Origin of the sequence: Methylophaga sp. UBA3603, from assembly GCF_002375335.1 — a bacterium.
Taxonomy (GTDB): Bacteria; Pseudomonadota; Gammaproteobacteria; order Nitrosococcales; family Methylophagaceae; genus Methylophaga.
In genome coordinates, this window is sequence record NZ_DFMC01000009.1 from 246128 (window position 1) to 259283 (window position 13156).

General features: G+C 45.8%; 16 protein-coding genes. 8 read left to right on the forward strand and 8 right to left on the reverse strand.

The annotated features are described in order from the left end of the window. Positions 1–3: 3 nt before the first annotated feature. Positions 4–1668: a gamma-glutamyltransferase gene (gene ggt / locus B4F66_RS08430; protein ID WP_292358128.1), complete on the reverse strand. Its 1665-nt coding sequence runs from the start codon at positions 1666–1668 to the stop codon at positions 4–6. Next, on the reverse strand, positions 1665–2663 hold the full coding sequence (trhO, locus tag B4F66_RS08435) for an oxygen-dependent tRNA uridine(34) hydroxylase TrhO (protein WP_292358130.1): 999 nt from the start codon (positions 2661–2663) through the stop codon (positions 1665–1667). The genes ggt and trhO overlap by 4 nt, the downstream gene beginning before the upstream one ends. Positions 2664–3026: 363 nt before the next feature. Here trhO and B4F66_RS08440 point away from each other — a divergent pair, with 363 nt between their 5' ends. After that, positions 3027–3473, forward strand: coding sequence for a hypothetical protein (locus tag B4F66_RS08440; protein ID WP_292738210.1), 447 nt, complete (start codon positions 3027–3029; stop codon positions 3471–3473). Positions 3474–3813: 340 nt separating this feature from the next. Here B4F66_RS08440 and B4F66_RS08445 read toward each other — a convergent pair whose 3' ends face one another. Genes B4F66_RS08445 through B4F66_RS08455 form a run of 3 tightly spaced genes read right to left on the reverse strand, consistent with a single transcriptional unit; the run spans position 3814 to position 6456 of the window. Beyond that, complete coding sequence (locus B4F66_RS08445; RefSeq protein ID WP_292354690.1) at positions 3814–4776, reverse strand: FecCD family ABC transporter permease; 963 nt, start codon at positions 4774–4776, stop codon at positions 3814–3816. After that, positions 4773–5546, reverse strand: coding sequence for an ABC transporter ATP-binding protein (locus tag B4F66_RS08450; RefSeq protein ID WP_292354692.1), 774 nt, complete (start codon positions 5544–5546; stop codon positions 4773–4775). Before B4F66_RS08450 ends, B4F66_RS08445 begins: the two co-directional genes overlap by 4 nt. Further along, on the reverse strand, positions 5539–6456 hold the full coding sequence (locus tag B4F66_RS08455; RefSeq protein WP_292354694.1) for an ABC transporter substrate-binding protein: 918 nt from the start codon (positions 6454–6456) through the stop codon (positions 5539–5541). The genes B4F66_RS08450 and B4F66_RS08455 overlap by 8 nt, the downstream gene beginning before the upstream one ends. A gap of 66 nt (positions 6457–6522) precedes the next feature. On the opposite strand from B4F66_RS08455, the gene B4F66_RS08460 reads away from it, so the two are divergent. Then, a complete protein-coding gene (locus tag B4F66_RS08460; protein WP_292354696.1) occupies positions 6523–7059 on the forward strand; it encodes a hypoxanthine-guanine phosphoribosyltransferase in 537 nt (178 codons plus the stop codon). Continuing rightward, the gene (locus B4F66_RS08465) at positions 7056–7790 is read left to right on the forward strand and encodes an S-methyl-5'-thioinosine phosphorylase (RefSeq protein WP_292354698.1); all 735 of its coding nucleotides are present in this window, start codon (positions 7056–7058) and stop codon (positions 7788–7790) included. The genes B4F66_RS08460 and B4F66_RS08465 overlap by 4 nt, the downstream gene beginning before the upstream one ends. On the opposite strand, the gene B4F66_RS08470 is transcribed toward B4F66_RS08465, so the two are convergent. Continuing rightward, positions 7774–8409 carry a CsiV family protein gene (locus tag B4F66_RS08470; protein WP_292354700.1) on the reverse strand — a complete coding sequence of 212 codons (636 nt, stop codon included), beginning with the start codon at positions 8407–8409 and terminating at the stop codon, positions 7774–7776. The two genes, B4F66_RS08465 and B4F66_RS08470, sit on opposite strands and share 17 nt — an antisense overlap. Before the next feature lie 215 nt (positions 8410–8624). On the opposite strand from B4F66_RS08470, the gene B4F66_RS08475 reads away from it, so the two are divergent. The 4 genes from B4F66_RS08475 to B4F66_RS08490 are packed head-to-tail and all read left to right on the forward strand — an operon-like array spanning position 8625 to position 11767. Continuing rightward, positions 8625–9548 carry an SPFH domain-containing protein gene (locus B4F66_RS08475; protein WP_104934543.1) on the forward strand — a complete coding sequence of 308 codons (924 nt, stop codon included), beginning with the start codon at positions 8625–8627 and terminating at the stop codon, positions 9546–9548. A gap of 1 nt (position 9549) precedes the next feature. Next, positions 9550–9990 carry an NfeD family protein gene (locus B4F66_RS08480; RefSeq protein WP_292354703.1) on the forward strand — a complete coding sequence of 147 codons (441 nt, stop codon included), beginning with the start codon at positions 9550–9552 and terminating at the stop codon, positions 9988–9990. A gap of 2 nt (positions 9991–9992) precedes the next feature. Then, on the forward strand, positions 9993–10592 hold the full coding sequence (locus B4F66_RS08485) for a histidine phosphatase family protein (RefSeq protein ID WP_292354705.1): 600 nt from the start codon (positions 9993–9995) through the stop codon (positions 10590–10592). Next, complete coding sequence (locus B4F66_RS08490; RefSeq protein ID WP_292354706.1) at positions 10589–11767, forward strand: cupin domain-containing protein; 1179 nt, start codon at positions 10589–10591, stop codon at positions 11765–11767. Before B4F66_RS08485 ends, B4F66_RS08490 begins: the two co-directional genes overlap by 4 nt. Before the next feature lie 3 nt (positions 11768–11770). On the opposite strand, the gene B4F66_RS08495 is transcribed toward B4F66_RS08490, so the two are convergent. Further along, positions 11771–12283 carry a zinc ribbon-containing protein gene (locus B4F66_RS08495; RefSeq protein ID WP_292354708.1) on the reverse strand — a complete coding sequence of 171 codons (513 nt, stop codon included), beginning with the start codon at positions 12281–12283 and terminating at the stop codon, positions 11771–11773. Positions 12284–12353: 70 nt separating this feature from the next. On the opposite strand from B4F66_RS08495, the gene B4F66_RS08500 reads away from it, so the two are divergent. Then, positions 12354–12839, forward strand: a complete 486-nt coding sequence (locus tag B4F66_RS08500) for a disulfide bond formation protein B (protein WP_292354710.1) — start codon at positions 12354–12356, stop codon at positions 12837–12839. Between the two features lie 51 nt (positions 12840–12890). Here the strand turns inward: B4F66_RS08500 and infA are convergent, their stop codons facing one another. After that, positions 12891–13109: a translation initiation factor IF-1 gene (gene infA / locus B4F66_RS08505; RefSeq protein ID WP_009726411.1), complete on the reverse strand. Its 219-nt coding sequence runs from the start codon at positions 13107–13109 to the stop codon at positions 12891–12893. Positions 13110–13156 lie beyond the last annotated feature (47 nt).

A 13156-nucleotide genomic window follows, 5' to 3' on the forward strand; every position in this document is an offset into this window, starting at 1 on the left:
TGTTCAGTCTCTAACGATAATCTGCTCAGTCTTTGCCATACCCTCACCGCGAGGGTCGCTGGCGGCGCTGAGTTTGCCGGTCTTTTTATTAGCCACAATGACCTGCATATTGCCAAATTGACGGTTTAACACATCCAGTTGATGACCTCGGTCTGTTAAATCCTGTTGCTCCATCTCGCTCAGACCGGGTGTTTCCATTTGCACTCGGTCTGGCAGATATTGATGGTGCAATCGCGGTGCCGCAACAATTGCTTCAGCATCTTTACCTTCCATAAAATGTAATATTCCCTGCATCACCATGGTAATAATTCTGCTGCCCCCGGGGGTGCCAATGACCAGCAATCGCTGATCATTTTCGACAAAGCTTGGTGTCATACTGGATAGTGGACGCTTGCCCGGTTCAATGGCATTGGCGGATTCACTCACCAAATCATAGGCATTGGGGCTCCCGCTTAACGCAGAAAAGTCATCCATTTCATCATTGAGTAAAACTCCGGTATTTCCAGCCACAAAGCCACTACCAAATGGGTAGTTGATGCTCAGCGTGGCGGATACCCGGTTGCCATCTTGATCAATAATCGAAAAATGTGTGGTGTCCTGGCCTTTGTTGCTGAACGCATCAGCTAATTCATCACTTTTGCTGGCGCTATCGGGATCAATGTCCTCAGCTATCTGGGCGGCATAAGCGGGATCCAGTAAATAATCCGGAACATCAATAAAATCACTGTCACCAAGATGAACGGTGCGTTCTCGATAGGCCCGACGCATGGATTCAATTAACCAATGACGCTTTTGTTGTGGGTCAGCCTGCCAGTAATTCAGTGTATTTAATTGATTCAGCATCAAAGTTATCAACTGACCGCCTGCCGAGGGTAAGGCTGCAGTGGTGATGGTATAACCTGCAATTTGAGTCGTGACTGGCTGGCGGATTTTCAGTTGATAATTCTCTAGATCCTGTTCTGTCCAGATACCGCCAGCGGCTTGTACTGATTCCACCATCTGTTTGGCAATTTCACCCTGATAAAAAGCATCCCGACCTTTTAAGGCAATGGCTTCTAAAGTGTTGGCTAAATTCTGCTGGATAATGATGGAACCTAAGGCAGGAATTTCTTCGCTGTCCAAAAATATCGCTTTAGCTTCGGCATTTAACGCCTGTTTTCTAAATCCCATATAGCGTTGATAACGTGGCGTGACAGCAAAACCTTCTCTGGCAAAACGAATTGCAGGTGCGAGGGTGATGGATAACGGTAAATTGCCATAATGTTCAGTTAAATAATCCAATGCAGCGGGGGTTCCCGGAATGGCAGCCGCCAGAGGTCCATTTAATGATAAATCACGAACCACTTCACCGTTGTTATCCAGATACATATCACGGTGTGCCTGGGAGGGGGCTGTTTCGCGGCTGTCCAGCATAATCTGCAATTGGTCGGTTTCACGGTGTAATAACCAGAATCCACCACCTCCAAGACCAGAGCCGGCAGGCTCAACAACTGCAAGCGCAGCACTTACTGCAATGGCGGCATCAAAGGCGTTGCCACCTTGTTGCAGAATTTCAAAACCGGCCTGGGTGGCTAAAGGATGTGCTGAAGCAATCGCTGCGTTTTGAGGTTGAGCAAAACCAAGTGGAATGATCAGGACATAAAAAAGCAGGGCAGTGAATAATCTCATCGATGGTGTTTTTTCATTGCAGCGAGTCGATCCTGCTCTTTACGACGGATTTTCTCCAGACGATGTAATTCAGCAGCTTCGTTGGATTCCATGCCGATATGCGCTTCACCACGTTGCAAGGCCAGCTGGATCTGTTTTTCACGCTCTGCGTAGCGGGCTTTCTGATCATCCGTGGTTTTATCAAAACAATGTGGACAGGACACACCGCGCTGATATTTTTCACTTTGCTTGTCTTCTTCGGTGATAGGTAGCCGACAGGCGTGACATTGATCATATTCGCCTTTTTCGAGACTATGATTCACGGTGACCCGTTCATCGAATACAAAACATTCACCTTCCCACAGCGATTCCTGTTCGGGCACATCTTCCAGATATTTGAGAATGCCTCCTTCCAGATGATAAACCTCCTCAAACCCCTGTTCTTTTAGATAAGCGGTGGATTTTTCACAGCGAATTCCGCCAGTACAGAACATCGCAACTTTTTTATGTTTTTGCGGATCCAGATGCTGTTTTACATATTCTGGAAATTCACGAAAACTTTCTGTGTGAGGGTTAACCGCGTTTTTGAAAGTGCCAACTTCTACCTCGTAGTCATTACGGGTATCGACCAGTAAGACTTCAGGATCACTGATTAATTTGTTCCAGTCTTTGGGTTTGATATAGGTGCCGACCGACTGTTTCGGATCAATGCCTTCGATGCCCATGGTGACGATTTCACGTTTTAATTTCACCCGGCTTCGCAGAAAAGGGGGAGTATCGGTATACGACTCTTTGTAACTTAAATCCTTTAATCTGGGATCGCCGCGTAAATAATCCAGCAATGCATCAATAGATTGTCGCGAACCAGCGACGGTGCCATTTATCCCTTCCTGTGCCAGTAATAAGGTGCCACGCACTTCATTATCCAGCATGAATTTGAGCAGCGAGGGTTTAATCGCAGCATAATCATCCAGAGTGACAAATTCATACAATGCACAGACCACAGTTTGAGCCATAGAAATATTCCGTAAAGAGTTAAAAGCCTTAGGGTCTGTTGTTCTTTCAAAGCCACCACTGCTGGAGGCTATTTTTTTCGTCCAACAAGGCGGAAATGATGCGGTGTAGTCATTCTACATAAATCATTTCCAACGCAGATGGTCGGAAAAATAGTCCCAGCCCTTCGGGTTATGATTGAAAAAACGCCATTCGGTGTTGCTCGTCATTTATTTGAAACAACCAAACCGCATTCCTCGTGGCTTGTATGACGTTTTTTCAATTCACAACAGAGGCGGCTTTGAAAAAACAACAGACCCTACATTTTACAGGGAAATTATCAGGTCGGGTATGCTCACTTGACAGTAAGCTTTAGCAAGCAGTAAATGATTGTACCAATCAACACATTGAGGTGTGAAATGGATGAATTGCAACAACTCAAAGAAGAAAGTGAACAGTGGCGGGCTGATCATCTTCGCTGGTTGGCCGATGCAGATTCCTGGACCCATCATACTCAGAGATTAATAGCCGTTCTGCACAAACTGGAAAGAAGTTTACCCGAACATACGGCCAAGCTGGATCAACATGTTGAATTAATTATGCAACATGAAAAAACCATTAACCGCTATGAATGCGGACTCGACCCGCATTGTCTGTCCAGCTGTGACAGTTATATTAATTTAGAAAAACAACGGGCGTTTCACGATAGATTGCGAAAACTGCACCATAAAATGCAACTGCATCATCAACAATTTAGCGAGCAATATAAAAATCAGATGGCCATTTTTTATCAACAGGCGCAACAGTTGATGCAGGAAATTGCCGAAGGCTAGGGCTTGTTAATCTTTCATCTCCGCCTCTGTTGTGAGCTGAAAAAACGTCAATCAAGGCACGAGGAGCGCCTTTTGTGAGATACATCCATGTATCTCACCCCATTGGGGCTTACGCTCAAAAACGCTCCCGGCGTTTTTGTAGTTGTTCTAAATAAGCGACGAGCAACGCAGAGTGGCGCTTTTTCAGTCACAACCCAAAGGGCTGGGACTATTTTTGCGACCGCCTGCGTTGTCAATCACTTATGTAGCGTGGCTACACTGCGTGCTTTCCGTCTTGTCGGACACAAAAATAGTCGCCAGCAGTGGTGGATATGAAAGATAAACAAGCCCTAGGGGCTGTTTAATGCTGTGATTTATATCGCATCAACAGCCACAGGAAAAACGGTCCGCCTAATAACGTCGTAATGACCCCGACAGGCAACTCTGCAGGGGCAATAACCAATCTGGCAAGCGTATCGCAAATCACCAGAAAGCTACCGCCAAAAAGCAATGTCGCCGGTATCAGATAGCGATGATCTTCACCGATAATCAATCGGCAGATATGTGGCACCATCATTCCGACAAAACCAATAGGACCGCATAAGGCAACAATAGCCCCCACGCACAACGAAGTAACAAAAAATAATGCGTAGCGTACGTATTTCACTGAAACGCCTCGACTTGTGGCTATTTCATCACCGGCCATTAGCAGGTTCAGTTCGCGGCTCAGATAAATAATTACTACTGCCGTCAGTGTAACGAAAGGTAATAGCTGCTTTAATTCCTGATAACCGACGACGGTTAAACTCCCCATCAACCAGCGGATAATTTGAAATGAATCAGCAACATTGCTGAGATATTGAATAAACAGAATCAGACTGGAAAAGAAGAAACTGATAGCCACACCGGTTAACAATAAGGTTTCGCCGGAAAAGCCAAAACGAAACCGACTGATACTGTAAACAAAACTGATGGCTATCAAGGCACCGGCAAAGGCGCTGAGGCTGGTGGCACTTAATCCAAATATCGTAAAACTGATGCCCGCATAGACACTGATCGCTGCGCCTAATGAGGCGCCGCTGGCAACGCCGAGGGTAAATGGAGTGGCCAGCGGATTACGAAACATTGCCTGAAATACCATGCCGCATAATGCCAGTCCACAGCCTGCGGTAAATGCAAATAACACCCTTGGGATCCGCAACTCATGGATAATCATTTGCTGGATTTCTGTCGAACCAGCCGCTGCAAAATCTACCCACGGACTGATAATTACCACCAGAACGGTAAACAGACTTAATGCGATGAGTTTACGTTTTATGCTCATGATTCATCTGCCACAGCAATCAACCGCTCATGATGTGGATGTTTGGCAAACACAAACGCTTGCTGGTAAAGCTGGTGTAAGCGCTCGGCATCTAAAAACTGTTCAGCAGGACCATGCCACAGACATTTACCTTCCAGTAAGGCCAATACATGTTTGCTATGCTGTGCGGCATGATTGATATCGTGAGTCACTTCGATAATCGTCTTCTGCAGTTGCTGATTCAGTTTGCGGATCAATTGATGTACAGCAACCTGGTGATGGGGATCCAGAAAGGCAGTTGGTTCATCCAACATCAAAACCGGCGTATCCTGCGCCAGGGCGGCGGCAATCATTACCCGTTGGCACTCTCCACCACTAAGAGTCGACATTTTACGCAAGCGAAAGGGGTGGCTGTCGGTAATAGTGAGCGCATTTTCTACGGCGTCCTGATCCTGCGATTGCCACTCTGAAAAGACATGGTGATAACTGTATCTTGCCATCCGAACAAATTCTTCAACATTGAAGCTCAGGTGGCTACCCCCGGTTTGAGGCACATAACTGATGAGTTGGGCGAGTTTTTTATGGCTGTAATGTGAGAGCGTTTCTCCATCAACGGATATTTTTCCCCCGGATGCAGGCAGAAGCGCTAATAAGGTTTTCAAAAACGTGCTTTTTCCAGAGCCGTTAGGTCCCACAATACACAGGTAATCGCCACGGGCAATATCGCAATTGATGTCTTCAATCAGTGTTTTATCGCCGATTGTTACCGAAATATTGCTGCAGCTAATCATTTTGAGATGAATCCCAATCCAGTTGTGGATGAAATATCCGAGCGAGATCCTCTGCCAGTTGGATGATTCGGGGGCCGGGTATTACGGCATAATCAGCTTGAATAATATGTAACTGTTTATTGCTGATAGCATCCATTTTATCCAGCCTCTGCCATTGCTGCCTTAGCTTGGTGAGATCGGGTGAATACACTTCTTCGCCAGGAAAAATATCGACAATAATTTGAGGGTTAAGCCGTAACAGGCCCTCTGTGGAAACCGCCGGCACTTTTATATTTGGTCCGTGAAAGACATTTTTTGCACCAACAAAAGACAATAAATCATTATAAAAATCCTGTTGTCCGGCGATATATACCTTATCCAGAAAATCTGTATGTGAACTATGGGCTATTGCCAGCAAAACAGTTGGTTCAGGCTGATCTCGGACTTTCTGTTTAATTGCTTCTAGCCGATTATCAAACTCGCTGACCAGGTGTCTGGCCGATGACACTTTATTAACTGCGGAGCCAATATCGATAATGCTGTTTCGAATGCCGGTCAGACTTGAGTTATCGATACTGAGCGTTTGTATCCCCAGTTGCTGCAGTTGCCTATTTAAGCTTTGTTGACGTTCCAGCAGGATAACTATATCGGCCTTCAAGCGAACAATCTGCTCCAGATTGGGATCCAGATAACCACCAACTTTGGGCAGTTTTTTCACTTGATTGGGGTATTGACAGTAGTCGGTTACCGCTACGACTTTATCACCCGCATCCAGTGCAAACAGCGTTTCAGTAATGCTGGGAGCAAGGCTGATAACCCGCTGAGGAGAGGATATTTCCGACGCATTAGTTTCCGATTGCGGTTTTTCAGGCTGCAGCCAGACGAAAATAAATATCGCAATAAACAGCAGAATCGGCCAAAAACGTGCCATTTTGGCTTTCCTGTAATCAAAACAGCCTATTATACTGCCTGATGTTAATAGCGATAGGTGAAGTAAATGAAGCAGATAATGCCCGAAGCAGAGTGTTTATTTACTCTGCAGGCGATTGATGAAAGTCTTGAACAACTGGCCATGCAGTTGAACAGGGATTATCTCGACAAAAATCCTGTGCTGCTTTGCGTAATGAACGGTGCGGTGATGACCATGGGGCATTTATTACCGAAACTGCAGTTTACGCTTGAAACAGACTATATTCATGCGACACGTTACGGTGATAAAACAGTGGGCGGCGAACTGAATTGGCGGGCCAAGCCTAATATTGATCTTAATAACAGGTATGTGTTGTTAGTGGATGATATTTACGATGAGGGCATTACCTTAGATGCCTTGCGTAACTTTTGTCAGCAGGCTGGCGCGACTTCTGTAAAAGCAGTGGTATTGGCAGATAAACAACACAGCAATAAATATGGCGTTCAACCGGAATATATTGGCTTACAAATTCCTGATCGCTATGTTTTCGGTTTCGGTATGGATTACAAAGGCTATTTACGAAATGCGCCTGGCATCTTTGCCGTCAAGGAGAATGCATCATGATTGGATTAATTGGAGGCAGTGGGTTAAGCCAGCTGGAGGGATTGGTCCTGGAACAGCAAATGCAGCGGGAAACGCCTTTTGGAGAGCCTTCCGCACCATTAATGATTGGTCGTTATGCCAACAAAACGGTGGCTTTTCTGCCCAGACATGGCGAACATCATACGATTCCACCACATCTAATTAATTATCGGGCGAATATCTGGGCGTTTCATCAGTTAGGGGTAGAACAAATACTTGCTGTTGCTTCGGTGGGTGGTATTACGGAGCCCTATATGCCGGGAACAATCGCATTACCGGACCAGTTGATTGATTACAGTTGGGGGCGGGATTCTAGTTTTGCCAGTGAGGATTTTTCAGCCGATAAGCATATTGATTTTACCTACCCATTTGATGAAACACTGCGTCAGCAAATACTGCTTGCGGCTAATAGTGAAGAAATGACAGTTATCGATGGCGGAACTTATGCGGTAACACAGGGACCGAGACTGGAAACAGCGGCAGAGATCCAGAGATTAAAAAATGATGGTGCTGACATGGTGGGCATGACCGCCATGCCAGAAGCAGCGCTGGCACGGGAATTAAATATTGCCTATGCCAGCATTGCTGTTGTGGCTAATCAGGCCGCTGGTTTAAGTTCACACCCACTGACGATAGAAGCCATACTGGATACCATGGAAGAGTCGATGGGGCAGGTAAGGCGATTATTGAAAGGTGTTATTCCGCTGTTGTAGCTTCACCTTCAGACGGCAGGGAATAGGTTTCTGGCTCGGTCATATTGCTGAGCACTTGATCCGGTGTTGCTACCGGTATCAGTTGCAGAATAGCGCCAAACCGCGGGTGATCGAAATAATGCACCTGCTTGCTACGGATACGGCGCAATTCCACTAAACGTGGTTGATGCAAAGTATGATATGAATCACTTTCCACTGAGCGCACACCATCCTGTAACCATAGATCCAGGCTCGCGTGTAAATAGGTAGCGATATGAAAACGTACTTGTCCTTGAACCCGATCAGAGTCTATCGCCACAGCTTGTGCCCGACTGCGACTGCCAACAGCCTGTTGCCAGGTTTGATGGCTGATGACCCGATAACCGGCTGAATTACGCAGCCGTTGTGAAATATCTGTCAGGTTTTTATTACCGGCTGGCTGAATGACTTTGTTGGCCATTCCCACTTTCAGAGGGGCAGGGTCTTGCAAGGTAAACACCGGCGACTGTTCGTTATCGGATGGATTGAGTACTTCAAAAACGATCAGTTCAACGTGATACCACTGTTGAGCATGTGCTAAGGCTCCAAAACTCATTAAAGCGACAAAAAGCATGCTACGAATTAGACTCAAAGATTTCATATAAAACGGTTCCGAATGATCATGTTGTCTATTGTCTAACGCTGACCCCAAAATGTCCAAGATCTAAGGGCTTATTGATTGTTCATAGCCACCACTGCTGATGGCAAATCTAGTCCCAGCTCTTTGGGGTGTGGCTATGAACAATCAATCGGCCCTAATAATTCTCTTTGCTGGTATCATCCAGTGAACATTAAAAGTCGCAATGGAGCAGAGTAATGGAAGGTTTTTCGCTATTTGTTATCGTGGTGCTGGTACTGGCCATTGTCCTTGTTTTAATGGGCGTCAAGTCAGTAGACCAGGGCTGGGAATATACGGTCGAACGGTTTGGCCGCTATACCAAAACTTTGCGTCCAGGCTTGAATCTGATTGTACCGGTGATTGATAAGGTTGGCGCACGCATCAACATGATGGAACAGGTTTTGGATGTTCCTTCTCAGGGTATTATCACCAAGGATAATGCGATGGTACGCGTTGATGGTGTGGTGTTTTATCAGGTGATCCATGCTGCAAAAGCAGCCTATGAAGTCAGTGGTCTGGATAATGCCATTCTGAATTTAACCATGACCAATGTGCGGACAGTGATGGGGTCAATGGATTTGGATGAGTTGCTATCCAAACGTGATGAAATCAATACACGTCTGCTAACAGTTGTCGATGATGCAACAACCCCATGGGGCATAAAAGTTACCCGGATTGAAATTAAGGATATCGAACCACCTGCTGATCTGATTGAGGCCATGGGCCGTCAGATGAAAGCGGAGCGGATTAAGCGTGCCAATATTCTCGAAGCTGAAGGACATCGTCAATCTGAAATTTTGCGGGCAGAGGGTGAGAAACAGGCTGCAGTACTGGATGCTGAAGGTCGTCGTGAAGCGGCTTTTCGAGATGCGGAAGCACGTGAGCGCCTGGCAGAGGCAGAAGCCAAAGCTACTACCATGGTTTCTGAAGCGATTGCTCAGGGTGATGTGCAGGCAGTAAACTATTTCGTTGCCCAAAAATATATTGAAGCGCTTAAAGACATGGCCAGTGCCGATAATCACAAAATCATTATGATGCCGCTGGAAGCTGGAAGTGTTATCGGTTCACTGGCAGGTATTACCGAACTGGCTAAAGAAGCCTTCGTACGTAAAGAGAACTGATATGCCTTTCATTATCGACTTCTGGCACTGGTGGGTATTAGCGGTAGTGTTGATTACACTGGAAATTATTCTGCCCAGTTTTTTTGCTTTGTGGCTGGGAATCGCGGCCTTTCTCACCGGTCTGGTGTTGCTGCTGTTTCCTGAGATTAACTGGCAGTTTCAATGGTTGATGTTTGCGATATTGTCGGTCCTCAGTATTGTGTTGTGGCGCCGCTATTACACTAAACATCCCATCGCCACGGATGAACCTTTATTAAACCGGCGCGGTGAACAACATGTTGGCCGTATTATCACCTTGACTAACCCTATTGTGAATGGACAGGGGAAAGTCATTCTCGACGATTCAACCTGGAAAGTGCACGGGCCCGATTGTCCTACGGGAACTCGAGTCCAGGTCACAGCGGTGGATAACGTCATTCTCAAAGTTGAAATTATTGGTTAACAATGGCTTTAGTGATCGATTTGATGCGTCATGGAGAACCCCAGGGCGGAATGCGCTATCGTGGGCAACTGGATGATCCTTTAAGTGAGTTAGGGTGGAAGCAGATGCGCTGTGCAACTGAAAATAAACAGCCCTGGCAAAAAATAGTCAGTTCCACATTAATTCGTTGCGCTGATTTTGCCAAAGAACTTTCTGATAAACATGCAATTTCATTGCAATGTGATGCGGGATTTATAGAAATCGGCTTTGGTGACTGGGAAGGTAAAACGGCCAATGAATTGGAGCAACAGAACAAAAAAGAGTTTTATGCCTTTTATGATGACCCGATAAATAACACACCAGCCAATGCCGAACCATTATTAGCGTTTCAGCGGCGTATTCATAAAGCCTGGCAAACCCTGGTGCAATCGCATACCGATAATCATATTTTGCTGATTGCTCATGCAGGGGTTATTCGCGTTATTCTCGCCGAGGTGTTAGCAATGCCGCTGGAGGCAATGTTTCGCATTCAAGTGCCTTACGCCGCCATTAGTCGCGTTGTTATTCACAATGAAGGCCCAAGGCTTTACCCCCAGTTACAGTTTCATGCAGCAAGCTTATGACAGCGTTTTTTAATACCGGTTTGACTCAGCAGCAGTTTCTCGATGAATACTGGCAAAAGAAACCGTTAGTGATTCGTCAGGCATTTCCGCTGCCCGTCAGTGATCTGACGCAAGAGGATTTAGCGGCGTTTGCAGGTGAAATAGAAATCGAATCACGTTTGATTCAAGAGTTTGGTGAGAGGCCCTGGCAGCTGCAACATGGTCCTTTTGATGAAGATGATTTTGCCGCTTTACCGGAAACTCACTGGACGTTACTGGTCCAGGATATGGATAAACATTATCCACCGTTACAGAAGCTGCTAATAGACTTTGATTTTATTGCCGACTGGCGTCGGGATGATGTAATGATTAGTTACGCACCGGAGGGAGGTTCAGTTGGACCGCATACCGATAGCTACGATGTATTTTTACTGCAGGCGCAGGGAACCAGACATTGGCAGATCAGTGATAAACCGTTAGCCAATGCGGTTTTCAGAGATGATACCGATTTACGTATATTGCAGCAGTTTTCAGCGGATCAGCAATGGGATTTGCATCCTGGAGATATGCTCTATTTACCACCGCACTATGCTCATCATGGAGTGGCATTAAATCCATGCCTGACGTTTTCAGTAGGTTTTAGGGCCCCATCGCAGTTACAGTTGCTCGATGTCTTCAGTCATACACTGCAAGAGCAGGATATTGCAGAACAACTTTATGCTGATGCCGATATAAGCACAGTGTCTTCCTCAACGGAAATTGATGACAGTGCAGTAAAGCGGTTTCAGAATTTATTGCTGAAAACCATCAATGAAAACTCTGGCTTTATGGCTTTAGCGGCAGGGCGCCTGGTCACGGAAACCAAATCGACCTTACAGGAGCTGGCCGACGAATTTATCACCGATAAACCGACGCTGGTGGAACTGGATGGACGGTTTAACAACGGCGAGTATTTGCAACGCAATGGGTATTTGCGCTTTGCCTGGCATAATGATGCTGCTACGGCATATTTATTTGTTGCTGGTGAAGCTTATTTTGTTGAGTTGGCTGCAGGGGAAACGCTGTCATGGCTAACCACCAAATCTCAACTCGACCAAAAGGATTGGCAGCAATTACGCAAATACCCAGCATTAGCTGATGTCTGTTGCGAATTGGTTGCAGAAGGTGCTTTCTATTGGCCGGAAGATTTTATTTAAAGCTTATTTTGAATAGCGCCTGAATTCCGTGTGGTGACATTTCGGGCAAGGAGGGATTCGACCTGTTTTCTTGAAGTGCATTTGTGTACCGCATGAATCACAGAATAAAGTGCCTATACCGGTAATTTCTCCGGTGTGATATTGCTGTGCCATTTGCGCCTGACTGGCCAGCTGGCCGAGTTCAAGGCGGGTGCGGTCTGCGACAGAGGCAAATAATTCATATAGTCGCGCTTCAACGAGCTGCAAATCAAAATTAAACCAGGTGGAAAATTCCTTGCCTGTTGTTTCCAGATATTCCGCAGCATCATGTAAATCGCGCTCAACATAATAGGCAATTTTGTCGGCTTCTTCTGCGGTGACTTCCCGTAACTCTATAGCGCGTAATTTTGCCAGTTCAATGCGTTGTTTCAGGGTAGGAACAGCATTGGTTTCAGATTCCTCAAAAAAATGCTGAATACGTTCCATCATTTTGTCATAGGCTGCTGTGAACTTTTCTTCGAAGTTATTTTCTGACATGACTTAACCCTTTATCTGATGCGGTTTTTAGGTTAACTTAGCACAAATTAATCCAATGGAGGAAACCGTTTTGATCACCACACGCAAGCTATTGTTTGGCGGATTTTTATTTTGTTTCAGCTTATTTGTGGCTGCTCTCTATATGCAGCATGTAATGGAATTGGAGCCTTGTCCGCTGTGCATTTTGCAACGTGTATTGGTAATGGTTACCGGGATATTTTTTCTGATAGCAGCGATACATAATCCTGCCAAAACAGGTACTAAAATTTATGCGGGTCTGATTGGTTTAACGGCATTACTCGGTGCGGCCGTTTCAGCACGACATGTCTGGTTGCAGAGTTTGCCTGCCGATCAGGTACCCAGTTGCGGCCCCGGAATGGGTTTTATTATGGAAAACTTTCCGTTGACCGATGCGTTGTCCATGGTGCTGAGCGGTTCAGGAGAATGTGCGGAAATATCCTGGACATTTCTGACCCTCAGTATACCTGCCTGGACGTTGCTGACCTTTGTGGGGATGTTAGGTTTGGCAATTGCAGCTGCCTGGCGACAGCATTAAAAACGGAGTTTAACAACAACTTTTAGTGACAGCAGTTGTTACTTTTAGCGGTTAGCGGGCGCGATAAACAATGCGGCCTTTGCTTAAATCGTACGGGGTCAGCTGCACAGTCACTTTATCTCCGGTCAGAATGCGGATGTAGTTTTTACGCATTTTTCCCGAAATATGTGCTGTAACAACATGTCCATTTTCCAGTTCAACACGGAAAGTGGTATTGGGCATGGTGTCAATGACAGTGCCTTCGAATTCAATATGATCTTCTTTTGCCATACAGGTCTGATTTTACCTAACTATTAAAAGATCCATTTTGCCGTAAT

Bases quoted from the DNA above. Each gene is read 5' to 3' on its own strand.
- ggt (WP_292358128.1), bottom strand. From the start codon at position 1,668: ATGAGATTATTCACTGCCCTGCTTTTTTATGTCCTGATCATTCCACTT.
- trhO (WP_292358130.1), bottom strand. From the start codon at position 2,663: ATGGCTCAAACTGTGGTCTGTGCATTGTATGAATTTGTCACTCTGGAT.
- B4F66_RS08440 (WP_292738210.1), top strand. From the start codon at position 3,027: ATGATTGTACCAATCAACACATTGAGGTGTGAAATGGATGAATTGCAA.
- B4F66_RS08445 (WP_292354690.1), bottom strand. From the start codon at position 4,776: ATGAGCATAAAACGTAAACTCATCGCATTAAGTCTGTTTACCGTTCTG.
- B4F66_RS08450 (WP_292354692.1), bottom strand. From the start codon at position 5,546: ATGATTAGCTGCAGCAATATTTCGGTAACAATCGGCGATAAAACACTG.
- B4F66_RS08455 (WP_292354694.1), bottom strand. From the start codon at position 6,456: ATGGCACGTTTTTGGCCGATTCTGCTGTTTATTGCGATATTTATTTTC.
- B4F66_RS08460 (WP_292354696.1), top strand. From the start codon at position 6,523: ATGAAGCAGATAATGCCCGAAGCAGAGTGTTTATTTACTCTGCAGGCG.
- B4F66_RS08465 (WP_292354698.1), top strand. From the start codon at position 7,056: ATGATTGGATTAATTGGAGGCAGTGGGTTAAGCCAGCTGGAGGGATTG.
- B4F66_RS08470 (WP_292354700.1), bottom strand. From the start codon at position 8,409: ATGAAATCTTTGAGTCTAATTCGTAGCATGCTTTTTGTCGCTTTAATG.
- B4F66_RS08475 (WP_104934543.1), top strand. From the start codon at position 8,625: ATGGAAGGTTTTTCGCTATTTGTTATCGTGGTGCTGGTACTGGCCATT.
- B4F66_RS08480 (WP_292354703.1), top strand. From the start codon at position 9,550: ATGCCTTTCATTATCGACTTCTGGCACTGGTGGGTATTAGCGGTAGTG.
- B4F66_RS08485 (WP_292354705.1), top strand. From the start codon at position 9,993: ATGGCTTTAGTGATCGATTTGATGCGTCATGGAGAACCCCAGGGCGGA.
- B4F66_RS08490 (WP_292354706.1), top strand. From the start codon at position 10,589: ATGACAGCGTTTTTTAATACCGGTTTGACTCAGCAGCAGTTTCTCGAT.
- B4F66_RS08495 (WP_292354708.1), bottom strand. From the start codon at position 12,283: ATGTCAGAAAATAACTTCGAAGAAAAGTTCACAGCAGCCTATGACAAA.
- infA (WP_009726411.1), bottom strand. From the start codon at position 13,109: ATGGCAAAAGAAGATCATATTGAATTCGAAGGCACTGTCATTGACACC.